The organism is Janthinobacterium sp. SUN073 (genome assembly GCF_030397665.1).
Lineage (GTDB): Bacteria > Pseudomonadota > Gammaproteobacteria > Burkholderiales > Burkholderiaceae_D > Janthinobacterium.
The window spans coordinates 63,029-87,388 of the sequence record NZ_JAPUBT010000007.1 but is presented as its reverse complement, the minus strand read 5'-3'; the positions used below and the strand labels follow the sequence as shown (position 1 = coordinate 87,388).

Below are 24,360 nucleotides of genomic sequence, written 5' to 3'. Positions count from 1 at the left end.
GTGCTTGAGCACAGTGAGCATCGAGGCCGCAAATGACGACGCGCAGCAGGTTTGATCGTGCGTTATCAATGTGATTCGCGAGGCACGGCCGAACCGCGGCAGCCGACGAGGAAGTCCAGGTCCGCGCCTTCGTCGGCCTGCGTCACGTGCCTGATGTACATGGACTGGTAGCCGCCCTTCATGGCCGGCTCGGGTACGCGCCACTCTGCGCGCCGGCGCGCCAGCTCGGCCTCGTCGACGTCCAGGTGCAAACGCCGTCCCGCCACGTCGAGTTCAATCATGTCGCCATCGCGCACCAGCGCCAGCGGCCCGCCCACGGCCGCTTCCGGCGCCACGTGCAGCACCACCGTGCCATAGGCCGTGCCGCTCATGCGCGCATCCGAGATGCGCACCATGTCGCGCACGCCCTGCTCCAGCAGTTTTTTCGGCAGTCCCATATTGCCCACTTCGGCCATGCCCGGATAGCCCTGCGGGCCGCAATTTTGCAGCACCATCACGCAGCTGGCGTCGATATCAAGGGCGGGATCGTCGACGCGCTTTTTATAGTGCTCGATGCTGTTGAAGACGACGGCGCGGCCACGGTGCTGCATCAGCTCCGGCGAAGCGGCCGAAGGCTTGATGACGGCGCCGCGCGGGGCCAGGTTGCCGTGCAGGACGGCGATGCCGCCCTCGTCCTTGAATGGCTGCGCCAGCGGCGTGATCACCTCGGGATTGAAATTTTCCGCCTCGGCCACGTTGACGGCCATGCTGGCGCCCGTGACGGTGAGCGCCTCGCCATGCAATTTGCCAAGCAGGTCGCGGATGATCACGGGCAGGCCGCCCGCATAGTAAAAATCTTCCATCAGGTACTGGCCCGACGGCATCAGGTTGAGCAGGCAGGGAATGTCGCGGCCCAGGCGGTCCCAGTCGGCCAGGCGCATGTCCACGCCGATGCGCCCGGCGATGGCCAGCAGGTGGATCACGGCATTGGTCGAGCCGCCGATGGCGCCATTGACCATGATGGCGTTTTCAAACGCGTCGCGCGTGAGGATCTGCGACAGTTTCAGGTCTTCATGCACCATGTCGACGATGCGCCGGCCCGTCAGTTGCGCCTGCAGCTTGCGGCGCGCATCGACGGCGGGAATGGCGGCGTTGCCGGGCAGGGTCACGCCCAGCGCCTCGACCATGCTGGCCATGGTAGACGCCGTGCCCATGGTCATGCAGTGGCCGGCGGAGCGCGACATGCACGATTCGGCCTGCTTGAATTCGGCGGACGTCATGCGCCCGGCGCGCACGTCTTCGGAAAACTTCCACACGTCGGTGCCCGAGCCGATCGGTTTGCCGCGATAGTTCCCGTTCAGCATGGGGCCGCCCGACAGCACGATGGTGGGCAAGTCCACGCTGGCCGCGCCCATCAGCAGGGCCGGGGTGGTCTTGTCGCAGCCCGTCAACAGCACCACGCCGTCGATCGGGTTGGCGCGGATCGATTCTTCCACATCCATGCTGGCCAGGTTACGGAACAGCATGGCCGTCGGGCGCAGATTCGTCTCGCCCAGCGACATGACGGGAAATTCGACGGGAAAGCCGCCCGCTTCGAGCACGCCGCGCTTGACCATCTCGGCCAAGTCGCGGAAATGGCCATTGCAGGGCGTCAGCTCGGACCAGGTATTGCAGATGCCGATGACGGGACGGCCATCGAAAGCGTCGCCGGGATAACCCTGGTTCTTCATCCAGCTGCGGTGAATAAAACTGTCCTTGTCGTCGCCGCCAAACCACGACTGCGAACGCAAGGGACGCTTGTTCTTGTTGTCACTCATACCGTCTCCTGCCGGGAAATCAAGCCGCGCGCGGCGGCGATCAGCAGCGCACCGTGACCGGCCAGATGGTCTTGCTGCTGGTCGTCGACGATGATGCGCTTGCCATAAAAAAATCCGTGTTCTTCGATCAGCAGCCCGAGCGCCTGCCGCAGCATGGGTTTACCGGTAATAACGAGCGGGGTATCGGGCCGCATCTGGATGGCGGTGCTGTTGCGCAGCGCCAGCAAGTCGCCGCTGAGGACGGCGCCCATCAGGAAATTGGCCCGCTCATTGCATTCGACGGCGCTGAACTGACCCAGCGTGCGCACGCTGAAGCAGGCGCGCGCCAGTCCCGTTTTTTGCGCCGCGGCCGCGCCGGCCAGCAGCATTTTCGGCACCAGGGTCTGCGCAAAACCGCCGTCGACCGATTGCTTGATCAGGGTGTGCTGCGTGATCGCCTGCAGCAGCTCGCCCGCGATGGTGGTGCTGCAGCCGAGGATGCGGCGCTGCTCGTCCACGCTGATCAATTTGGTATGCGAACCGGGCATGATCAGGGTCGCCGCGCCGCGCAACTGCAAGCGCTCGAGCAGCGCGACGACTTCCGTCTCTTCGCCGCGCATCATGTCCATCGCCTCGACGTTATGCAGGCCGACGGCGCCATGCTGGTTGCGCACGCCGGGGATCAGCCACAGGGGCTGCGCCAGCACGTCGGGCAAGTCCACCGTCTGCATGCCTTGCGCCAGCTGGGCCAGGCCGGCGGGCGCCGGCAAATGCGGCACTTCCCGCACGCCCATGGGCGAGCTGATCATGCCCGAGGCCAGCGCCAGGTCCACGGCGGACGGCGCGATGCCGGCGCTGGCCAGCACGCTGGCGATGGTGTCGCGCAGCGCCTGTTTCAGCGCGCCGTTATGGCCATCGATGGCGGTATTGCGCACGCCCGTTTCCAGCTGCGCCTGGGCGACGACGGCACCGGCGCGCCACAGCAAGGTACGCGTATTGGTGGTGCCGGCATCGATGGTGAGTATGTTCATGGGCAGGTTCGCAGCGTCGCTAAGAGCAAAAATAAATGAGGGAAAAACTACCCCATGGTAGAACTGCCCCGCATATCTGACCAATCACTTATTTGACATCATTGATACCGGTTCGGATATGTCAAACGCGTCGAGATCCTGCACGCCCAAACGGTAGGCGAGCTTGAAGCGCATCACCTGTCCCGGCTGCACTTGCACGCCCCGCGCCAGCAGGGAAAAACAGCGCGCATCGGAATACAGATGGCAGCTGTCCTGGCTACTGGAAAAACGCAAGACCCGGCCCGACGCGGGGTCGGCAACCCGTGCCGCTTCGCGCAGCTGGCCGCAGCCCGTCCAGTAAAAGTCATGCCGGAATCCCGGCAAGTTCACCAGCGCGGGCCAGGCCAGGCGCGATGCGAGCGGCGCCGGCTGGCGAAAGTCAAACGCGCTGCCCGCCACATCGAGCGGAGCATCGCTGGCGCTGCCGCCAGGCCAAGGCCAAGGCCAATAATGGTCGGCGGCCAGGCGCAGCACATGGTCGCCCACACTGGCATGATGGCCCTGCAGATTGAAGCGGGGCGCGGCAAGCGCGAAACGGGAAACGCTATCGGCCGTAGCGGCGCAGTCGAGGTGCAGGCTGCCATCGTCGTCAAGCCGGTAGGCCAGGCGCACCGACAGGCCGTCGTGCGCCAGGTGCAGCAGCAAGTGGCCGTCCACCGGCGGCGCGCACCGCCAGCCCGTGGACGACCGTGCCGCAGGGGGCGCCGCGTCCAGCACATCGGCCAGGCGGCCATAGCGGTCGGGTGCCCACCAGGCCCGCACGCTGGCATCGTGCGCGTCGATGGCCACGCGCATGCCGCGCGCGTTGTGCAAGGTAAAAATCGTCATGGCGGTGGCTGGCTGCGCTGCTGGAATTCGCGCGGCGTGCAACCGAGTTCGCGCTTGAAGACGGCGTGCATGTACTGCACCGTGGTAAAGCCGCAACGCACGGCCACCTCGGCCACCTGCCCCGGCCCGAGCGCCAGCAGGGTCTTGGCCGCATCGAGCTTGAAATGCAGGATCTCGTCGTGCACGCTGCGCCCCAGTTCCTGGCGGAAGTGCGCTTCGAGCGAGGAGCGCGACACGCCCACGTAATCGGCCACCTGCTCCGTCTTGATGCCCTGGCACGCGTACTGGCGGATGAAGTGGCGCGCCTGCATCACCTGCGGATGCTGGAAGGGCTGGTGACGCGTGGACGCGAGCACGTTCAGGCCGGCCGGCGGCACCAGGATGCGTGTGCCGGACAGGCGCGCGCCATTCAACATCTGGTGCAGCAAATGCGCCGCCGTGCGGCCCATTTCCTCCGTGCCCTGGATCACGGAACTCAATGGAATGCGCGTGAGCATGCGCGCCAGCGGGTCATTGTCGATGCCGATCAGGGCGACTTGCTCCGGCACGGCAATCCCCGCATGCATGCAGGCTTGCAGCAGCTGACGCGCGCGCGCGTCGCTGACGGCGATGATGCCGACGGGTTTTTCCAGGCTGTTGAGCCAGGCGATCTGCTGCTCCACCGCTTCGTCCCACGCGGGCGCGCTGGTGGCGACGCCCCGGTACACGTCGGCGCGCATGTGGTCGCGCTCCATCAAGGCGCAAAACGCCGTTTCGCGCTCCTGCGCCCAGCGGTTGACATCGGCCTCGGGCAGGCTGAAACAGGCAAAGCGGCTCAATCCCGCTTCCACCAGGTGCTCATAGGCCAGCTTGACGATCTTAAAATTATCGGTCGCCACGTATGGGATGGCGGCCGGGTAGTCCTCGGCGCGCGCATACGAGCCGCCCACGGCCACCACGGGCAGGCGGCTGTGCGCCAGCGCCGCGCAGACCGCGGGATCGTCGAAATCGGCGATGATGCCGTCGCCCTGCCAGCGCTCGATGCCGGGCAGGCGGCAGCGAAAATCCTCTTCCAGGAACAGGTCCCACGATACGCGCGTGGTGTTCAGGTAGGCGGCAATGCCCGCGATGATGTCGCGGTCGTATATCTTATTCCCGTTAAACAGCAGCGCGATCCGGTGCGCGGTCGGTAACTTCATGCTGGTGTCTCCTCCATGTGGCAGCCAGGCCTTTCGGGGCCCGCTAGCGGCGCCCGGCGCGCGTGCTAACATCGACCCACACGGCGAGGGTGAGGATACTGCCTTTCACGATCATCTGCCAGTAAGTGTCCACGTCCAGCATGGACATGCCGTTATCCAGGCTGGCCATGACCAGCGCGCCGATCAGGGCGCCGTACACGGTGCCCGAGCCGCCGCGCATCGAGGTGCCGCCGATGAAGCAGGCGGCGATGGCATCGAGTTCGCTGAAGGTACCGGCCGAGGGCGAACCGGCCGCAAGGCGGCCCGTGTTGATCAGGCCAGCCAGCGCGCACATCAGGCCCATGATGCCGAAGATCCACAACTTGACGGCTTTCACGTTGATGCCGGACAAACGCGTCGCCTCCATATTGCTGCCGACGGCGTAGATGCGGCGGCCGAACACGGTCTGGCTGGTGATATAGCTGAACAGTCCCAGCAAGGCCAGCAGCAACAGCACGGGCAGCGGGATACCTTCATAACCGTTCAGGGTTTGCACGAAGGCGTACAGCACGGCGCCGATGACGGCCAGGCGCAAGCCATCGGCCCAAGGCGCCGTCTGCGGCAAGCCATGCTGCGCGCGGCTGGCGCGCGCGCGCCACGTCAAAAAGGCGGCCAGCAGGAACAGGCCGACGCCCAGCACGATGCCGGGCGCCGCGGGCAAGTAACCCTGCCCCAGGTAGACCATCGGCTCGGAGACGGGTGCGATCGTGATGCCGCCCGTGATGCCCAGCAGGACGCCGCGATACGCGAGCATGCCGCCCAAACCAACGATGAAGGACGGGATGCCCCGGTACGCCGTCAGGTAGCCATTCAAGAGGCCGATCACCAGGCCGCAGCCGAGTACCGCCGCCAGGTTCAGCGCCAGCGGCCAGTGCTGCGTCACGTCCAGCACGGCGGCGATGCCGCCCAATAGCCCCAGCAGGGAACCGATCGACAGGTCGATCTCGCCGGCGATAATCACCAGCACCATGCCGCAGGCGAGGATGCCGGTGACGGACATCTGGCGCAGCAGGTTCGACAGGTTGCGCGGCGTGAGGAAACTGCCCTGCGTCTTCCACGAAAAGAAGGCCCAGATCAGCGCCACGGCGATCAGCAGGGCCAGCATCTTGTATTGGGTGAACAGCTGTTTGATACTGTGCGGTTTCATGCTGCGGGTTCCTTGTTTGCGGTGTTGGCGGCGGGCGCCGGACGCTGGTCCAGCGCCGCCGCCAGCACGGTTTCCTGGCTCAGGCCATCGTTGATAAAGTCGCCGCGCAGGCGGCCTTCGCCCATCACCAGCACGCGGTCGGACACGCCCAGCACTTCGGCCAGTTCCGACGAGACCATGATGATGGCCACGCCCCGGTCGGCCAGCGCCAGCATCAATTTGTAGATTTCATATTTGGCGCCCACATCGACGCCGCGCGTGGGCTCATCGAGGATCAGCACGCGCGGGCGCGTCAGCAGCATCTTCGCCAGCACGGCCTTTTGCTGGTTGCCGCCCGACAGGCTCGTGATGGGCAGCGACGGACTGGCCGCCTTCAGTTCCAGCTGGGCGATCTCGCCGCGCACGGCCGCCAGTTCCGCCTCGCCATCGATGCGCGTGGCGCGCACGAATGTCTCCAGCACGGCCAGGGTGATGTTCTGCCCCACGTCGAGGTCGGGCACGATGCCGTGGTGCTTGCGGTCTTCCGGCACCATGGCCAGGCCCATGGCAATCGCCTTTTGCGGAGACGAGGTGTCGATGCGGCGGCCATCGAGCCACACTTCGGCCTGGCACGGCCCCTGGTAGGCGCCGAACAGGGCCGAGACGAGCTCCGTGCGCCCCGCCCCCACCAGGCCGGCGATGCCGAGGATCTCGCCTTTGCGCAGGGTGAACGAGATGTCGTCGACCCGCTTGCGCTGCGGGTTGTCGGCATCGATGCAGCTCACGTGGCGCGCCTCGAACAGCACTTCGCCGATACGTGCCGGCTGCGCGCGTTGCGGGTACAGCTGGCTCATTTCGCGGCCCACCATCTGCGCGATGATGCGCTCGACGTTCATCTGCGCCATCGGCGTGGTGGCGATATGCTTGCCGTCGCGGATGACGACGATGGTGTCGCAGATGGACGCCACTTCATCGAGCTTGTGCGAAATGTAGATGCAGGTGACGCCCTTGGCTTTCAGGGCGCGCAGGATATCGAGCAGCACGGCGATTTCCGACGCCGTCAGCGACGACGATGGCTCGTCGAGGATCAGCAGGCGCGCATTCTTGTTGAGCGCCTTGGCGATTTCCACCAGCTGCTGGTGGCCGCCGCCGTAATTCATCACGGGCTGCGCCACGTTCAGTTCGGGAATGTTCAGTTCGCGCAGCAGCTCGTCGGCGCGCTTGTACATGGCCGCGTAATGCATGCGCCCGCCCGGCAGGGTGAGCTCGCGGCCCATGAAGATATTCTCGGCCACGGACAGCTGCGGCACCAGCATCAGTTCCTGGTGGATGATGATGATGCCCGCGTCTTCCGTGTCGCGGATCGATTGCGCGCGCAGGGGCTGGCCCTCCCACAGGATCTCGCCATCCCAGGTGCCATGCGGATAGACGCCGGACAGCACCTTCATCAGGGTCGACTTGCCGGCGCCATTCTCGCCGCACAAGCCGATGCACTCGCCGGCCCGCACCTGCAGGTCGATGCCGTCAAGCGCGCGGACACCGCCAAATTGTTTGACGATGCCTTTCATTTCAAGCAGATAGTCGGACATGCTCACTCTCGTTGCGGATTACAGAAACTACACCGGTTGTAGCTGGTACTCCAACCCCAACGTCGAAAGACCGGGGTCGGACCCTAAGGGTCCGACCCCAGATTCTGCCGTTGGGGTGAAAGATGACACAGGCGATCAATTACCCAGCTGCGCCTTGGTATAGAAGCCGTCATCGACGAGAATGTTCACATTCGCCTTGGTCAAGGGCGTTGGTTTCAGCAGCACCGTGCTGACTTTCTTCAGGCCGTTGTCATAGCTGGAGTTGTAGGCCGGCTTTTCATTGCGCGCCAGCTGGATGGCCAGCTTGGCCGCTTCGGCAGCGATGGTTTTCAACGGCTTGTAGACGGTCATCGATTGCGTGCCGGCGATCACCCGTTTCACCGCCGCCAGGTCGGCATCCTGGCCCGAGACGGGCACCTTGCCAGCGAGTTTTTGCGCGGCCAGAGCCTGGATGGCGCCGCCGGCCGTGCCGTCGTTCGAGGCGACGATGGCGTCGATCTTGTTGCCGTTGGCCGTCAGCGCGTTTTCCACGATGGACAGCGCTTCGGTGGCGCTCCAGTCCTTCACCCACTGCTGGCCGACGATCTTGATGTCGCCCTTGTCGATGAATGGTTTGAGTACCTTCATCTGGCCTTCGCGCAGCATCTTGGCGTTGTTGTCGGTCGGCGAACCGCCCAGCAGGTAGTAATTGCCCTTCGGCTGCAGCTTGGTCACGCCTTCGGCCTGCATCTCGCCCACTTTCTCGTTGTCGAACGAGATGTAGGCATCGATATCGGCATTCAGGATCAGGCGGTCATACGACAGCACCTTGATGCCGGCCTTTTTCGCTTCCTTGACGGTGTTGTTGAGGACTGTGGCGTTGAACGGCACGATCACCAGCACGTCCACGCCGCGCGAGATCAGATTTTCGATCTGTGAAATCTGGCGCTGTTCGCTGGCGTCTGCCGACTGCACGAAGACCTTGGCGCCCTGCTTTTCGGCGGCGGCGATGAAGAAATCGCGGTCACGCGTCCAGCGTTCCACGCGCAAATCGTCGATGGAAAAGCCGATCTTCGGATTTTTCGCGTCGGCCAGGGCGGCGCTGCTGCTCAATGCCAGCATGGCGGTCATGATGGCTGCACTGATGATCTTGTTCATTACGTGTCTCCTTGTTGGATTTTTTTAACGACGTTTTTTCACTACGGGTGTTGCGGCTTCATAAATCAGTGGTTATGGCGCGGCAGGGTTTGCCCCACGGCGCGGTATTTCAGTGCCAGCTCCATGCAGGCGCCCGTTTCCAGCTGGCCCACGCTGGCGCGATAGAGCTCCTGCCACGGCGTGGCGCTGTCGTTGACTGGCGGCGGCAGCTCCTGGGCGCGGCGCGCCAGCTCAAAGGCGTCAACCAGCATGTCGCAGCGGCCTGCATTCAAGTCCACGCGGATGATGTCGCCCGTGCGCAGCAGCGCCAGGCCGCCACCGACCGCGCTTTCCGGCGAGGCGTTCAGGATCGAGGGGCTGTCCGAGGTGCCCGACTGGCGCCCGTCGCCCAGAGTCGGCAGGTTCAAAATGCCGGCCTTGAGCAAGGCGTCGGGCGGCTGCATGTTGACCACTTCGGCCGAACCGGGCCAGCCGACAGGACCGGCGCCGCGCATGACCAGCATGCAGCTGTCGTCAATGTTGAGTGCCGGGTCGTTGATGCGCGCGTGATAGTCGCTTGAACCGTCAAAGACGATGGCGCGCACCTCGAACACGCCTTCGCTGCCGGGGCGCGACAGGTAGCGCTCACGGAAAGCGGGCGAGATCACGCTGGTCTTCATGATGGCGAAGTCGAACAGGTTGCCCTGCAAGGCCATGAAACCCGCCTTTTCCTTCAGGGGCGCGGCAAACGGGCGGATCATCTCGCGGTCCGCGCTTTCACGCCCCGCCAGGTTGAGCGCCATGCTCTGGCCCGTGACCGTCAAACGCTCGGCATGCAGCAAGCCCGCCTGCTGCAGCTCCCACATCACGGCCGGCACGCCGCCGGCGCGGTGGAAGCGCTCACCCAGAAATTTGCCGGCCGGCTGCATGTTCAGGAGCAGCGGCACGTCGTAGCCATGTTCCATCCAGTCGCTCGAATGCAGTTCCACGCCCGCGTGACGGGCCATGGCCATCAAGTGCGGCTGGGCGTTGGTGGAGCCGCCGATGGCCGCGTTGACGATGATGGCGTCCAGAAAGGCCTCGCGCGTGAGGATGCTCGACGGGCGCACGTCCTCATGCGCCAGCTCGACGATGCGGCGCCCCGTGGCATAGGCGATCTGGCCCCGCTCGCGGTACGGCGCGGGGATGGCCGAACAGCCCGTCAGGGACATGCCCAGCACCTCGGCCAGCGCATTCATGGTCGATGCCGTACCCATGGTGTTGCAGTGGCCGGCCGACGGCGCCGAGGCGGCGGCGATCTGCAGGAATTTGTCGTTGTCGATCAAGCCGGCGGACAGCTGGCGGCGGCCCTTCCAGATGGCGGCGCCGGAACCCACCAGTTCGCCATCCATCCAGCCATCGAGCATGGGACCGCCCGACAGCACGATGGCGGGAATGTCCACCGTGGCGGCGGCCATCAGTTGCGCCGGCGTGGTCTTGTCGCAGCCCGTGGTCAGCACCACGGCGTCGATCGGGTAGCCATGCAGGATTTCCACCAGGCCCAGATACGCCAGGTTGCGGTCCAGCGCGGCCGTGGGACGGCGGCAATTTTCAAAAATCGGGTGCAGCGGGAATTCCATCGGGATGCCGCCCGCATCGCGGATGCCGTCGCGCACGCGCTGCGCCAGTTCCAGATGGATGCGGTTGCAGGGACTGATATCGCTGCCGCTTTGCGCAATGCCGATGATGGGCCGCCCTGAACGCAGTTCCTCGGCCGTGATGCCGTAATTCATGAAGCGCTCCAGGTACAGCGCCGTCATGTCGATGTGCTCGGGATTGTCGAACCAGTCCTGCGAGCGGAAGCGCCGCGACGGGCGTTGGGCTGGAATGTTCATGCGCCGTACCAGCCGGCGTCGACATAGTATTCGCGTCCCGCGCACTTGGCCGCGTTGTCGGACGCGAGGAACAGCGCCAGCGCCGCCACGTCTTCCGGCTCCACGCGCGTCTGCAGGCACTGTCCCTGCAGGATCAACGCTTCCGCCTCCGGCGTATGCCACAGCCGCTCCTGGCGCGGCGTGCGCACGGCGCCGGGAATGATGCAGTTGACGCGGATGCCGTCGACACCCAGGTCGCGCGCCAGGCCGCGCGTGAGGCCCTCGATGCCAGCTTTCGCCGTCATGTAGATCGACAGGTTCGCTTGCGCCAGGTGCCAGGAAATCGACCCCAGGTTGAGGATCACGCCACGGCCCTTGGCGCGCATGGCCGGCGCCACTGCCTGCGCACAGAAATACTGGTGGCGCAGGTTGACGGCGATGCGCTCGTCCCAGTAGGCGGGCGTGACGTCCTGCAACTGGTGGCGATCATCATTGGCCGCATTGTTGATGAGGATATCGGTACCACCGCTGGCGTTTTCGATCTCGGCGAAGGTGGCGGCCAGGGCGCCCAGGTCCGTCAGGTCGCAATAGCGGAAAACGGGTGGCTGCGGCAGGTGTGCCAGCTTTTCCTGCAGCGCCAGCGACGCCTCGCGGGCAATGTCGAGAAAGGTGACGTGGGCGCCCTGGCGCGCGAACGCCTCGACGATGGCCACGCCGATACCGGTGCCGCCGCCCGTGATGACGACGCGCTTGCCGGCCAAGCTAGGGTAAGTTGCATGCTGCATGGTGTCTCTCTTTTAAAAAAATCGGATCAAAGCACGCCGCGTTGCGCCAGGTTCTGATACAGCGCGCGCACGCCGAACGTCCAGGGGGTAATCGCATCGCAGCGCTGCACTTCGTTGACCAGCGCGCCCAGCGCGGCGCTGGCAATCGTCACGCGGTCGCCCAGGTGGTGCGTAAAACCGCCGCCCTGCGCGCCGCGGTCCTTCACGGGCGAGAACATGGTGCCGAGGAACAGCATGAAGCCGTCCGGATACTGGTGGTACTGGCCCGCCGTCTGGCGCACCAGGTCGAGCGGGTCACGGCTGATCTCGCGCATGAAGCTGGCGCCTTCGAGCACAAAGCCGTCGTCCGCGCCTTCGATCAGCAGCGACACTTCGGCCTGGCGCACGGTCTCGAGCGTAAAACACTCGTCGAAGAGGCGGATGAAGGGACCGATGGCGCAGGAGCCGTTGTTGTCCTTGGCCTTGCCCAGCAACAGGGCGCTGCGCCCTTCGATATCGCGCAGGTTGACGTCGTTGCCCAAGGTCGCCCCCAGCACCTCGCCACGGCTGTTGACGGCCAGGACGATCTCCGGCTCGGGGTTGTTCCAGGCGGACGATGGCAGCAAGCCCACCTGCGCGCCGCAGCCCACCGACGACATCGGCTGCGCCTTGGTAAACACTTCCGCATCGGGGCCGATGCCCACTTCCATGTATTGCGACCAGGCGCCGCGCTGCTGCAGCTGCTGTTTCAGCCGCTGCGCCGCCTCCGAGCCGGGTTTCAGGGCCGACAAATCGCCGCCCAGGGTCGTTTGCAGCGCAGTGCGCAAGCTCGCGGCGCGTGCCGCGTCGCCGCCCGCCTGTTCTTCGATCACCCGTTCGAGCAGGCTGACGGCGAAGGTCACGCCGCAGGCCTTGACGGCCTGCAAGTCGCACGGCGCCAGCAGCAGCGGCTCACCTGCCGGTGCGGCCAGCGCCTGCGCCAGCAGCGCCTGCACGGAGCCGAGCGCGATACCGGGCGCATGGCGGGCGATATCGAGCGCATCGCTGCGCTCGAACAGCTCGGCCACCGTCGCTACCGTCTGCGTGATGTCGACCACCTCGCCGCCGCGCACGGCGACGACGCAGGGTCCGTCACGCCAGATGCGGCCGATAAGGAGGGCCTGCGCCAGGTCGGCGGGCAACAGGGAAGCGGGGGAAATCGGCTGCATGGCAAGCTTTCAAAAGGTCGTGACGGGATGGCCGGTCTTCAAGTCCGGACCGATTCTGCGCGCCGGCCTGTGTCGCCGCAATTACGAAAATCACCAAATTGAATGATGATTATTGGTATTGCAGCGCACCAAAAAAAGCCGCCGCCCGGCCCCCGTTTCCGCCCTGTCAGCATGCGGAAAGGGGCGACATGGCGCATTGCATCAATTGGCGTATCGATACCGTTTTGGATATCGGCTATGCGAAAAAAGTGATTGGTGAGGGATGGATGGACAAACTAGTATCAGCCGTGGCCTGCAATCGGCCATCCGCACGGAGCCCGCCCGGTGGGACGACGGCCCTGGCACATTCAACTATCGAAGACGGTGGAGACCTGAAATGAAAACAACAATGAAAATGCTGACCGCGAGCCTGGCGCTGGCCATCTCCGGCATGGCGGTAATGCCTGTGGCTAGTGCCGCCGACAAGGGCGCGATCGGCATCTCGATGCCGACCAAGTCGTCCATGCGCTGGATCGCCGATGGCGACAACATGGTCAAGGTATTCAAGGAGCGCGGCTACAAGACGGACTTGCAGTTTGCCGACGACGATATCCCGAACCAGCTGGCGCAGGTGGAAAACATGATCACCAAGGGCGCCAAGGTGCTGGTGATTGCCGCCATCGACGGCACCACCTTGTCGAACGTGCTGCAAAAGGCGGCCGACAAGGGTATCAAGGTCATCTCGTATGACCGTCTGATCCGCGGCACGAAAAACATCGATTACTACGCCACCTTCGACAACTTCCAGGTCGGCGTACTGCAAGCGGGCTATATCGAATCGGCGCTGAAACTCAAGGAAGGCAAAGGCCCGTTCAATATCGAATTGTTCGGCGGCTCGGCCGACGACAACAACGCGCACTTCTTCTACAACGGCGCGCTGTCGGTCCTGAAACCGTACATTGACAGCGGCAAGCTGGTGGTGCGCTCGAAGCAGATGGGCATGGAAAAAGTGGCCACCCTGCGCTGGGATGGCGCCGTGGCGCAAGCACGCATGGACAACCTGCTCAGCGCCTACTATGGCAATGCGCGGGTCGATGCGGTGCTGTCACCGTATGACGGCTTGAGCATCGGCATCCTGTCCTCGCTCAAGGGTGTCGGCTACGGCACGCCGAAACAACCGTTTCCCGTCGTGACGGGCCAGGATGCGGAAATCCCGTCGGTGAAATCGATCATCCGCGGCGAACAGGCATCGACCGTGTTCAAGGACACGCGCGAACTGGCCAAGGTGACGGCGAACATGGTCGACGCCATGATGTCGGGCAAGGTACCGACCGTCAACGATACCAAGACCTACAACAACGGCGTCAAGGTGGTGCCGTCCTACCTGCTGAAACCGGTCACCGTCGACAAGGCGAACTGGAAACAGGTGCTCGTCACCGGCAGCGGCTACTACACGGAAGCGCAAGTGAAATAAGCATCCACGGTACTGAAGGCCCGGCGCTGCCGGGCCTTTCGCTTCATGCACGATCCAGAACAAGACTGCCGCACGACCGATGCCGACCAGCGCGGCCGTGCCAGAGAGGTTATATGACGAACACTATCCTGGAAATGCGCGGGATACGCAAAACATTCCCGGGCGTCGTGGCGCTCGACAATGTCAACCTGCGCGTGCGCAGCGGCGAGATCCACGCCATCGTCGGCGAAAACGGTGCAGGCAAATCGACCCTGATGAAGGTGCTGAGCGGCGTCTACGGCCATGGCAGCTATACGGGCGACATCGATTACCTGGGCCAGACGCGGCACTTTCGCGGCATCAAGGACAGCGAAGAAATCGGCATCATCATCATCCACCAGGAACTGGCGCTGGTGCCCCAGCTGTCGATCGCCGAGAATATCTTCCTCGGCAACGAGCCGGCCCGCATGGGCGTCATCGACTGGGAATACGCGCAAGCGAAGACGCGCGAACTGCTGCACAAAGTCGGCCTGAAAGAGTCCCCGGACACCCTGATCACCAACCTGGGCGTGGGCAAGCAGCAGCTGATCGAGATCGCCAAGGCGCTGTGCAAGGACGTCAAGCTGCTGATCCTCGACGAGCCGACGGCCAGCCTGAACGAGAGCGACAGCGCGGCCCTGCTCGACCTGCTGCTGGGCCTGAAAGCCCAGGGCATCGCCTCGATCCTGATCTCGCACAAGCTCAATGAAATCTCGCGGGTGGCCGATGCCATCACTGTGCTGCGCGACGGGAACACGGTCGACAGTTTCGACTGCCGCACGGAGCCCGTCAGCGAAGACCGCATCATCGAAAAAATGGTCGGGCGCGAAATGGCCGACCGCTATCCTCCGCGCACACCCAGCATCGGCGAGACCATTTTCGAGGTGCGCGACTGGCGCGTCTTCCATCCCGAGCATGCCGACCGCCCCGTCATCAAGGGCATCAACCTGCACGCCAAAAAGGGCGAGATCATCGGCATCGCCGGCTTGATGGGCTCAGGGCGCACGGAACTGGCGATGAGCATATTCGGACGCGCCTACGGCCAGCGCATCAGCGGCACGGTGCTCAAGAATGGCCAGGAAATCGACGTCAGCAGCATCGGCAAGGCGATCGCCCATGGCCTCGCATATGTCACGGAAGACCGCAAGGGCCTGGGCCTGATCCTCGAGGAAGACATCCAGAAGAACACCAGCCTGGCCAACCTGGATGCGATTTCGAAGCACATGGTGATCGATGAGCAGCGTGAATTCAGCGTGGCCGAGGAGTTCCGCCGCAAGCTCAAGACCCGTTGCTCGAGCGTGGCGCAAAAGGTAGTCAATCTGTCCGGCGGCAACCAGCAGAAAGTGGTGCTGGCGAAGTGGCTGTTTTCGCGCCCCGACATCCTGATCCTCGATGAACCGAGCCGCGGCATCGACGTGGGCGCCAAGTACGAGATCTACAGCATCATCAGCGAGCTGGCGGCCGAAGGCAAATGCATCATCATGATTTCCTCGGAAATGCCGGAATTGCTGGGCATGTGCGACCGGATCTATGTCATGAACGAAGGCCGCTTCGCGGCAGAACTGAGCGCGGCAGAAGCATCGCAGGAGCGCATCATGCGCGCGATCGTTACACACGGAGAAAACAATGGACAATAAACTGACAGCAGGCGCGCCGGCAGCAGCAGCGCCAGCGGCCGCGCCGCAAGCGAAAAGCTATGCCGGCTTTTTGAAGAACAATATGCGCGACTACGGCATGCTGCTCTCCCTGATCGTCATCATGGGCTTTTTCCAGTACATGACCGATGGCACCCTGATGCAGCCGCTGAACCTGACCAATCTGGTGCTGCAAAACAGCTACATCGTCATCATGGCGCTGGGCATGCTGATGGTCATCGTGGCCGGCCATATCGATTTGTCCGTCGGCTCCGTGGTCGGCTTCGTCGGCGCGCTGGCGGCCGTCCTGATCGTCAACTACGAGATGAACTTTATCGCCGCCAGCATCATCTGCCTGCTGGCCGGCGCCGTCATCGGCGGCGCGCAAGGCTATTTTGTCGCCTTCTTTAAAATCCCGTCCTTCATCGTCACCCTGGCCGGCATGCTGGTGTTCAAGGGCCTGACCCTGGCCCTGCTGGCAGGCCAGTCGGTCGGTCCCTTCCCGGAAGGCTTCCAGATGCTCAGCTCGGGCTTTTTGCCCGACCCGTTCGGCGGTGAAAACCTGCGCGGCCTGTCATTGCTGCTGGGCGTGATCGCCGCCGCGGCGCTGATTATCACTTCGCTGCGCAGCCGCGCCAAGCAACTGAAGCACGGCATGGAAAACGAGCCGCGCGCCTTCTTCCTGCTGAAAAATAGCATCTTCGCCGCCGTGATGGTGTATTTCAGCTACCTGCTGGCGTCGTACCGCGGTTTTCCCAACGTGCTGGCCGTGATGTCGCTGCTGATCGTCGCCTACACCTTCATTACCAACCGCACCGTGCTGGGCCGCCGCGTGTATGCTGTGGGCGGCAACGAGAAGGCGGCGCGCCTGTCCGGCATCAAGACGGAACGGGTCAGCTTCTACACCTTCGTCAACATGGGCATGCTGGCCGCGCTGGCCGGCCTGATCTTCGCGGCGCGCCTGAACACGGCCACGCCGAAAGCCGGTACGGGTTTTGAACTGGACGTGATCGCCGCCTGCTTCATCGGCGGCGCCTCGGCCTCGGGCGGCGTTGGCAAGGTGATGGGGGCCGTCATCGGCGCCTTCATCATGGGCGTAATGAACAACGGCATGTCCATCATGGGCATCGGCATCGATTACCAGCAGGTGATCAAGGGCCTGGTGCTGCTGGCGGCCGTGTTCATCGACGTGATCAACAAGAACAAGTAGACCGGTTCGAGCCTTAGGGGGCTCAGGCCGGCGTTCGCGCCGGCCTTTTTATTTTGCCGCCAGGCGAGCGGCCCTATCCCCCCACCACGCCGCTTCCTCGAACACGGAAAAGCCCGACAAATCGGCATGCGCGAACAGGATGGCGCCATCGTGCTCGCGCAGCGCCTTCAAGCCCGCATTGCTGCGAAATCCCGGTAACGGTGCGGCCATGGCATGGCCGCGCACGGTGATGTCGACGCGCTCGACGCAGCTGGCAAAATCGCGTCCATACGCCGTTTTCAGGTCGACGCTGGCCAGCGCCAGCAATTGCTCGGGCGTGGCCACATCTAACCATTTGCGCGCTTGCTGCGGCGTGCGGTCGGACAGGGCCACGTAGGCGCTGAAGACGGTTTTCTCGGGCGGACGCACACGGATATCCTGGTGGGTCGAGACGACGTAGCCGAGGCCCGGTTCCTGGTACACCACGTTGTCCCAGCACAGGGGCGCATGCGGCAGTTCGTCGGGAAAGCGTTTCAGTAAAAAGTTCGCCACCATCCATGGCGCATAGGCGGGCGTGTGCAGCTTCGCGTCAAAGCCGTAGCTGGCAATGTCCGGCACCACACGCGCCGCCACATACAAGGGCATGGCGCAGATGGCCTTGCGTGCGCGGACCAAATAGGTGCGTGGCTGGCCGTCGACCAGTTCCAGGCACAGCGCTTCCACGCCCTGATCCGTCGTCTGTACGGAAACCACCGTGCCCGCATGACGTTGGACACCCGAGGCCTGCTCCATGGCCGTGGCCACCGGTTGCATGCCACCGGGCCAGGTCAGCCAGGCGCCATTGCCGGCATTCGCCGCCTGTCCCCAGCGGCTGCAGTAGTAATGCAGGCCGGCCCAGGCCGAGACCTGGTCGTAGCGCGTGCCGTAGTCGTCGCGGCAGCAGTAGTTCAAATACCAGTGCAGGGTAGGCGAGGTATAGCCTTCGCGTTCCATCCACTGCTTCAAGGTGATGGTGTCGAGCGCCTGCCAGGCGGGATCATGCGACGACTCCACGGTAGGAAAGACAAACACGCGCTTGCCGTCATTGCCGCGCGCCTGGCGCAGCTGCGCCACCTGCGCAAAGAAGCGCTGGTGCTGCGCCAGTTCCGCAGGCGGCACGCCTTCCGTGGGAATGAAGCCATCCTGCCAGTGACCGTTGAACAGCAATCGTTCTTCCGGCGCGTGCAGGATATAGCGCTCGTCGTAAGTCGGCTTTTCCGCCTGCGGATCGCGCTGGATAATCCCCAGGTCGAACAGGATCTCGCGCACATGGGTCGATTCGGGCGAAGGCAGCGGCAAGTAATGGCCACCGGTCGGATAAGCCAGGTCGCCGAAGTGGCCGCCGGCCGCGTTGCCATAAGGCTGCGGACCGTCGATCATCAGGAAATCCTGGTGCCCCAGCTTGTTCAGGCGCCAGGCGGCCGTCAGGCCGGCGATGCCGGAGCCGAGGATGGCCACGTCGGTGCTCAAGGTGCGTGAAGGTGGCGGCAGCGCCGTGCGCTCGCGCAGCAGCGTGCGCAAATAGTGCCCCTCGCTGCGGCCTGGATACAACACCTTGGGCGTGATTTCCTGCCAGCGCAAATACGCGGCGATACTGCCGATGCCAGCCGCGGCCGCGGCCGTGCCACCGGCAGCCCACAGCATGAAGGAACGGCGCCGCATCAGCGAATCACCCGGTTCCAGTCCTGCTCGAATTCATGCACGAGCGACTGGGTATTCAGGCGATTCGGCGCCATCGGCAGCGGCTGCATGTCGGGCGGGAAGATGAACATCTCGCGCGTGGTGTCCGCGTTCAGGTAGCGCATCGGCAGGCGGTATGTCGTCGGCGGTGTGTAGTCGAGCTGGGGTGAAGCGAGGATAAAACCCCATTCGCCGAACGAGGGTACATAGGCGTGGTAGGGCCAGGTGCGCATGCCCACTTCGCGCAGGGTCGAATTGATGGTCCAGTAGGCGTGCGGGGCAAAAAAGGGCGAAGTCGATTGCACCACCATCAAGCCCTTGACCGCCAGGTGTTTTTTCACCAGGTCGTAGAAGGGCACCGAATACAGTTTGCCGAGCGCAAAGCTGGACGGATCGGGGAAGTCGACGATGGCCGCGTCGAACATGTCGCCGTTATTGCGCAGCCAGACGGCGGCATCGGCATTGACGACGGTGACGCGCTTGTCGGAGAACGAGTTGTTATTCAGCTTTGCCAGTTCCGGGCGCGTGGTAAACGCGGCCGTCATGGCCGGGTCCAGGTCCACCACGGTGACGTGCTCGATCTGTGGATAACGCAGGATTTCGCGCAGCGCCAGGCCATCGCCGCCGCCCAGCACCAGCACGCGGCGCGCCCACGGCAGCGCTTCCAGCACGGGGTGTACCAGCGCCTCGTGGTAACGGTACTCGTCGCGTGAGGAAAACTGCAGGTTGCCGTTGATGTACAGCCGCGTATCGTCCTTCCAGCGCGTGATCACCAGGCGCTGGTAGGGCGTGGTGGTGGAATACACGATCTGGTCACCGAACAGGCCATGTTCGCCCCAGGCCACCATACGGTCCGACATGGCAAAGCCGGCGATCAGCACCAGCATCACGACGCAGGCGCGCAGGAAGCGCCCCGTGAGGTTCTTCAGCTCCGCGCGGAACACGTAAATCGTCCACAGGCCCACGCCAACATTCAGCATGCCGAACAAAAAGCCCGTGCGCACCAGTCCCAGATACGGCGACAGTACCAGCGGGAACAGCAGGGAGACGGCCAGCGCACCCAGGTAATCGAAGGTGAGCACACGGCTGACAAGTTCACTAAATTCCGTCTGGCGCGAATTGAGAGCGCGCATCACCAGCGGCACTTCCATGCCGACCAGTGCGCCGATCAGGAACACCATCACATACAATAAGGTGCGAAATGGCGCGGCCATCCACGAAAACGTCATGAACAGGATGGCGGCCGACAGGCCACCGATCAAGCCCACGGCCAGCTCGATGTCGACGAAGCGCGAGAGCACGTCGTCGTCCTTTACATACTTCGAAAAGTGAGCACCCACACCCATGGCGAACAGGTAGCAGCCGATGATGGTGGAAAACTGCAGGATGGAGTCGCCGAGCAGGTAGCTGGACATGGCGCCGGCGATCAGTTCATACGCGAGGCCGCAGGAGGCGACCACGAAGACGGACAAGATCAGAATTTTTTTGTTCATGGGACTTTTTTTGTTCTAATATGCGTTGACGTTATCAAATACTCATTGCGAGGAAAGCCGTGCCCGCCATCCTAAACTATCTGATCCATCTTTTACTGGCCGCCGGGCTGTTGATTGTATTTTTTATCATCTACACGCGCGTTACGCCCTACAACGAAGTGCTGCTGATTCGCCAGGGCAACCAGGCGGCGGCGCTGTCGCTGGGCGGCGCGCTGCTGGGATTTTCCGCCACCATCGCCTCGTCCCTGATGCACACGGCCGACTATCAGCAATTCTTCGCCTGGGCCTTCGGCGCCATGGTGGTGCAGTTGCTCGCCTATGTGGTCACCACGCGCTTGCTGCGCATGTCGAAGGACCAGATCGAATCGAACAACAGCGCCTTCGGCGGCTTGCTGGGCGCCATTTCCCTGTCGATCGGCGCCATCAACGCCGCCTGCATTTCCTGACACCGTTTTATCTTATTCAAGGACATTCATCATGAGCCTCGGCAGCTTTATCAAGAAGCAGTTTATCGACGTACTGCAGTGGAACGAAGAAACGGAAGGCGTACTGGCCTGGCGCTTCCCCATGCAGGATTTCGAGATCCAGAACGGCGCCATCCTGAATGTGCGCGAATCGCAGGTCGCCGTCTTCGTCAATGAAGGCAAGATCGCCGACGTCTTCGGTCCCGGCACGCACAAGCTGACGACGCAGACTTTACCGCTGCTGACCAACCTGAAAAACTGGGACAAGCTGTTCGACTCGCCCTTCAAGTCGGATGTGTATTACTTCAGCACCCGCGTACAGACGGGCCGCAAGTGGGGCACGCCGCAGCCGATCACCATCCGCGACAAGGATTTCGACATGATCCGCGTGCGCGCCTTCGGCATGTACTCGTACCGCATCGCCGACGCCCGCACCTTCTTCACCGAGATCAGCGGCACGCGCGAAGTCTATACGCGCGACGAGGTGGAAGATCAATTGCGCGGCATTCTGATGTCGAGCATGGCCAGCTCGCTGGGCGGCGCGAACGTTCCCTTCCTCGACATGGCGGCCAACCAGGCGCTGATGGCGCAAGAGGTCAAGGATGGCCTGGCGCAGGCGTTTGCCCGCTATGGCGTGGGCCTCGATGAATTCAACGTGGCCAGCATCAGCCTGCCCGAGGAATTGCAGGCGGCGCTCGACGAGCGCATCTCGGCCGGCATGAAGGGCGGGCTGGGCGCCGACAAGATGAGCGGCTACACCAAATTCCAGGTCGCCAACGCGATCCCGCTGGCGGCGCAGAACGAAGGCGGCATGGCCGGTATCGGCGCCGGTCTCGGCGCCGGGCTGTCGATCGGCCAGGTGATGGCGCAAAGCATGGGCGGTGCGCTGCAGCAGCCGGCTCCGGCCGCACCTGCGGCACCACCGGCCCCTGCGGAAGAACCGATCGAGGCACGCCTGGAAAAGCTCAAGGGTCTGCTCGACAAGGGTCTCATTTCGCCGGCCGACTACGACGGCGCCAAGGCTGAACTGCTGAAAAAACTGATCGGTTAAGCGCGACTGCATGCAAACTGTTTCCTGTCCCAGCTGCGGCGCGGAAGTTCATTTCCGCTCGCATGCTTCCGTGCTCGCCGTGTGCGAGTACTGCCACAGCACCATCCTCAAGGACGCCGATTCCGTCAGGGACGTGGGCAAGATGTCGACCGTCCTGGAAGACTATACACCGATCCAGATCGGCACGGCCGGCGTACACGACGGCCTGCACTTCACCGTCGTCGGGCGCATCCAGCAGCGCTACAGCGCCGGCACATGGAACGAGTGGTATCTGCTGTTCGACGACGCCAGCACGGCCTGGCTGGGCGACTCGTCCGGCCTGTACACGCTGACGCGTGAGCGCAGCACGCAAGATACCCTGCCCGTCTTTGGCGAGCTGGCGCCGGGCAAGCGCTATACGCTCTGCGGCGAGCCGTACACGGCGGCCGAGATCCGCAATGCCGAATGCATCGCCGGCCAGGGTGAATTGCCGTTCAAGGTGGGCGCCGGCTGGCGCATCCAGGTGGCGGACTTCCGCAACTACGCCAGCTTTGTCACGCTCGACTACACGGACGGCCCGCAACCCGTCGTCTACCAGGGCGTTGCCGTCACCCTGGATGGCTTGCAGTGCCAGCTGCTGCGCGATGACGACGCCATCGCCAGAAGCGCCGGCAAGTACCGTGGCAAGCTCGATGCGCTCGACTGCCCCTCCTGCGGCAGCGGCATCAAGTACGTCCCCGGCGCGGCGGCGCAGCTGGTGTGTCCCGCCTGCCACGCGCAGCTCGACGCCAGCGGCCCGGAAGCACAGGTGCTGGCCATCGGCAAGCAGGTGCACGACAATGCCGACATCACGCTGGAGCTGGGCGCCAGCGCGAAGATCAGCAATGCCGACTTCACGGTGATCGGCATGATGCGCCGCGCCGACGATGAAGGCAGCGAGTGGAACGAATACCTGCTGTACAACGCGCGCGCCGGCTTCTTCTGGCTGGTGGAGACGGACGACGGCTGGTCGCGCTCGAACGTGCTGCCGAACTGGCCCAACTGGGCCTCGCTGGACGCCGCTACCTGCACGCTCGATGGCGCCACCTATCGCAAATTGTATGACTACGGCTCGCAGGTGGTGTATGCGGCGGGCGCCTTCAACTGGAAGGTGGCCGTCGGCGACAGCACGCGCGTCCACGAATTCGAGCAGGGTCAGACAAAACTGGCGACGGAGCTCACCGGCGAGGAAATGACCTGGTCGCGCTCCGTACCCGTCGCCTATGACCAGATGGCCGCCTGGTTCGGCGCCGCCTTCCATGGCGCTGCCAAGGTACAAAATATTAAACTGAGTCACCGCGGTATCGCCAAGGTCTTCATCGTCATCGTGCTGGTCTTGAATGCGATCCCCATGTTTGTCTCGTTCTCCAGCACCTTGATGTGGAGTTTGCTGGGCTGCCTGGCGCTGTTCCTGCCCGCCGTTTTCCTCGACAAGAATGCAAAGAATCCTCCATGAGTAAATACGTGATCTATGCCTTGATGGTGACGTTTTCCGTCACGGCCGCCAACTGGGTGCGCATGTTCAAGGTAGCCGGCAGCAGCAGCGGCAGCAGCTGGAGTTCGCGCACGGGCAGCGGCGGCGGCAGCTATGGTGGCGGCTCCAGTGGCGGCAGCCACAAATAAGCATGACCGCCACACCGCATCTGCCCCTGGGCATCCATCTGCTGGCCGACTTGTCCGGCATCGCACCCGAACGCCTGCGCGACTGCGCCGCGCTCGAACGCCTGCTGCGCGCAGCGGCCACTACGGCCGGCGCGCAGGTGCTGCACAGCCATTTCCACAGCTTTGGCGCAGGCCAGGGCGTCACCGGCGTGGTGCTGCTGGCCGAATCGCACATTTCCATCCACACCTGGCCGGAATGCAGCTTTGCCGCCGTCGACATCTTCATGTGCGGCGCGGCGCAGCCGCAACTGGCGCTTGACGCCATCCAGGACGCACTGCAGGCGGCGCACTGCCAGCTGCAATCCGTGCGGCGCGCCCCGCCCGAGCACTCCTAGCGTCGCTGGTGGATCGCGTGGCGATCGCTTACACTGTCGGCTGATCCTCCAACCGTGACTCCCATGCGCCGTTCCACCCTCCTCGCCCTGCCCCTGCTACTGCTGGTTTCCGCCTGCGACGACTACACGGCGCCCAGCCTGTACCAGGCCACCACGCCCGAGTGCAAGACGTGGACGGAAGGTTCGCGTTTCGAACTGCCGCGCGGTATCAGCGTGTATGCCACGCCGCCCGTCACCTTGAAGGAAGGCGGCACGGAACTGGCGCTGATCTTCACCTTGCCCGTCGGTACGCAAGCCAGTTTTACGCGCCTGTCCTTCCTGCTGGAAGAGCCGAAACAAGCACCGTTCGCCGAAGCGAAGATACTCACCATTTACCAGCGCGGCGTGAGCCGCAAGGCGGAAATGGTCGACGTCATCGAAACACTGCCCATCATGTTTTCCGCCGTGGGTTCGAGCGCAGAAACCCAGTGGCGGCTGCGCCTGCAACTGCCGCGCCAGCTGCCGCAGCGCTTCGATCTGTCGATGCCCGACATGCTCGTCGCCGGCAAGCGCTACCCGGTGCGCACGTTTACGTACCGCTATTTCCCCGAGCGCCAGGCATACGGCATGTGCAGCTGAGGTTGACGGCGGCGCACGCCGCTGGCACACTGGCATTTTCCATCACACCTCAGGAGTAGACAACATGCGCCATTCGCATACTGCCGTGCTGTCGGCTGCCTGATCACCGTTTTTCCCTGCGTAGCCTGTTAGCTCGCAACTCCCCATACGCGTGATCGCG

Annotated in this window: 21 protein-coding genes; 9 read left to right on the top strand and 12 right to left on the bottom strand. The window is 63.7% G+C overall.

The features are described from left to right. Nucleotides 1-65 precede the first annotated feature (65 nt). The 10 genes from araD to O0882_RS18940 all read right to left on the bottom strand — a co-directional run bounded on the left by araD (nucleotide 66) and on the right by O0882_RS18940 (nucleotide 12,546). Entirely contained in the window at nucleotides 66-1,796 is a 1,731-nt protein-coding gene (araD, locus tag O0882_RS18985) for an L-arabinonate dehydratase (protein ID WP_289950475.1), read from the bottom strand. Next, entirely contained in the window at nucleotides 1,793-2,806 is a 1,014-nt protein-coding gene (locus tag O0882_RS18980) for a 2-dehydro-3-deoxygalactonokinase (RefSeq protein WP_289950473.1), read from the bottom strand. The genes araD and O0882_RS18980 overlap by 4 nt, the downstream gene beginning before the upstream one ends. Nucleotides 2,807-2,890: 84 nt before the next feature. Continuing rightward, a complete protein-coding gene (locus O0882_RS18975) occupies nucleotides 2,891-3,673 on the bottom strand; it encodes a hypothetical protein (RefSeq protein ID WP_289950472.1) in 783 nt (260 codons plus the stop codon). Beyond that, on the bottom strand, nucleotides 3,670-4,851 hold the full coding sequence (locus O0882_RS18970; RefSeq protein WP_289950470.1) for a DNA-binding transcriptional regulator: 1,182 nt from the start codon (nucleotides 4,849-4,851) through the stop codon (nucleotides 3,670-3,672). The genes O0882_RS18975 and O0882_RS18970 overlap by 4 nt, the downstream gene beginning before the upstream one ends. Before the next feature lie 43 nt (nucleotides 4,852-4,894). Further along, nucleotides 4,895-6,037 carry a sugar ABC transporter permease gene (locus tag O0882_RS18965; protein WP_289950468.1) on the bottom strand — a complete coding sequence of 381 codons (1,143 nt, stop codon included), beginning with the start codon at nucleotides 6,035-6,037 and terminating at the stop codon, nucleotides 4,895-4,897. After that, nucleotides 6,034-7,605, bottom strand: a complete 1,572-nt coding sequence (xylG, locus tag O0882_RS18960; protein ID WP_289950465.1) for a D-xylose ABC transporter ATP-binding protein — start codon at nucleotides 7,603-7,605, stop codon at nucleotides 6,034-6,036. The genes O0882_RS18965 and xylG overlap by 4 nt, the downstream gene beginning before the upstream one ends. Nucleotides 7,606-7,740: 135 nt before the next feature. Further along, entirely contained in the window at nucleotides 7,741-8,742 is a 1,002-nt protein-coding gene (gene xylF / locus O0882_RS18955) for a D-xylose ABC transporter substrate-binding protein (protein ID WP_289950464.1), read from the bottom strand. A gap of 65 nt (nucleotides 8,743-8,807) precedes the next feature. Beyond that, nucleotides 8,808-10,595 carry an IlvD/Edd family dehydratase gene (locus O0882_RS18950; protein WP_289950462.1) on the bottom strand — a complete coding sequence of 596 codons (1,788 nt, stop codon included), beginning with the start codon at nucleotides 10,593-10,595 and terminating at the stop codon, nucleotides 8,808-8,810. Further along, nucleotides 10,592-11,359: an SDR family oxidoreductase gene (locus tag O0882_RS18945; RefSeq protein WP_289950460.1), complete on the bottom strand. Its 768-nt coding sequence runs from the start codon at nucleotides 11,357-11,359 to the stop codon at nucleotides 10,592-10,594. Before O0882_RS18945 ends, O0882_RS18950 begins: the two co-directional genes overlap by 4 nt. Before the next feature lie 26 nt (nucleotides 11,360-11,385). Beyond that, nucleotides 11,386-12,546, bottom strand: a complete 1,161-nt coding sequence (locus O0882_RS18940) for a fumarylacetoacetate hydrolase family protein (RefSeq protein WP_289950458.1) — start codon at nucleotides 12,544-12,546, stop codon at nucleotides 11,386-11,388. Between the two features lie 376 nt (nucleotides 12,547-12,922). Here O0882_RS18940 and chvE point away from each other — a divergent pair, with 376 nt between their 5' ends. The 3 genes from chvE to mmsB all read left to right on the top strand — a co-directional run bounded on the left by chvE (nucleotide 12,923) and on the right by mmsB (nucleotide 16,861). After that, complete coding sequence (chvE, locus tag O0882_RS18935) at nucleotides 12,923-13,999, top strand: multiple monosaccharide ABC transporter substrate-binding protein (RefSeq protein WP_071079995.1); 1,077 nt, start codon at nucleotides 12,923-12,925, stop codon at nucleotides 13,997-13,999. A 113-nt stretch (nucleotides 14,000-14,112) separates the two neighbouring features. Further along, nucleotides 14,113-15,654 carry a multiple monosaccharide ABC transporter ATP-binding protein gene (gene mmsA / locus O0882_RS18930; protein ID WP_289950455.1) on the top strand — a complete coding sequence of 514 codons (1,542 nt, stop codon included), beginning with the start codon at nucleotides 14,113-14,115 and terminating at the stop codon, nucleotides 15,652-15,654. Continuing rightward, the gene (gene mmsB, locus O0882_RS18925) at nucleotides 15,644-16,861 is read left to right on the top strand and encodes a multiple monosaccharide ABC transporter permease (protein ID WP_289950453.1); all 1,218 of its coding nucleotides are present in this window, start codon (nucleotides 15,644-15,646) and stop codon (nucleotides 16,859-16,861) included. The genes mmsA and mmsB overlap by 11 nt, the downstream gene beginning before the upstream one ends. Before the next feature lie 48 nt (nucleotides 16,862-16,909). Here the strand turns inward: mmsB and O0882_RS18920 are convergent, their stop codons facing one another. Together O0882_RS18920 and O0882_RS18915 are read right to left on the bottom strand one after the other, a co-directional pair. Next, entirely contained in the window at nucleotides 16,910-18,541 is a 1,632-nt protein-coding gene (locus O0882_RS18920; protein ID WP_289950451.1) for an NAD(P)-binding protein, read from the bottom strand. Continuing rightward, nucleotides 18,541-20,052 (bottom strand): polyamine aminopropyltransferase, encoded by a 1,512-nt coding sequence (locus tag O0882_RS18915; RefSeq protein ID WP_289950450.1) that lies wholly within the window; start codon nucleotides 20,050-20,052, stop codon nucleotides 18,541-18,543. The genes O0882_RS18920 and O0882_RS18915 overlap by 1 nt, the downstream gene beginning before the upstream one ends. Nucleotides 20,053-20,111: 59 nt before the next feature. On the opposite strand from O0882_RS18915, the gene O0882_RS18910 reads away from it, so the two are divergent. The 6 genes from O0882_RS18910 (at nucleotide 20,112) to O0882_RS18885 (ending at nucleotide 24,200) form a co-directional block, all read left to right on the top strand. Further along, nucleotides 20,112-20,498, top strand: coding sequence for a DUF350 domain-containing protein (locus O0882_RS18910; protein WP_070313122.1), 387 nt, complete (start codon nucleotides 20,112-20,114; stop codon nucleotides 20,496-20,498). 31 nt (nucleotides 20,499-20,529) lie between these two features. Next, nucleotides 20,530-21,567, top strand: a complete 1,038-nt coding sequence (locus tag O0882_RS18905; RefSeq protein WP_289950444.1) for an SPFH domain-containing protein — start codon at nucleotides 20,530-20,532, stop codon at nucleotides 21,565-21,567. Nucleotides 21,568-21,577: 10 nt separating this feature from the next. Further along, a complete protein-coding gene (locus O0882_RS18900; RefSeq protein WP_289950443.1) occupies nucleotides 21,578-23,041 on the top strand; it encodes a DUF4178 domain-containing protein in 1,464 nt (487 codons plus the stop codon). Beyond that, nucleotides 23,038-23,208 carry a hypothetical protein gene (locus O0882_RS18895; RefSeq protein WP_157814714.1) on the top strand — a complete coding sequence of 57 codons (171 nt, stop codon included), beginning with the start codon at nucleotides 23,038-23,040 and terminating at the stop codon, nucleotides 23,206-23,208. Before O0882_RS18900 ends, O0882_RS18895 begins: the two co-directional genes overlap by 4 nt. Nucleotides 23,209-23,210: 2 nt before the next feature. Further along, entirely contained in the window at nucleotides 23,211-23,582 is a 372-nt protein-coding gene (speD, locus tag O0882_RS18890; RefSeq protein WP_289950441.1) for an adenosylmethionine decarboxylase, read from the top strand. Between the two features lie 63 nt (nucleotides 23,583-23,645). Further along, entirely contained in the window at nucleotides 23,646-24,200 is a 555-nt protein-coding gene (locus tag O0882_RS18885; RefSeq protein ID WP_289950440.1) for a hypothetical protein, read from the top strand. Nucleotides 24,201-24,360: the final 160 nt, after the last annotated feature.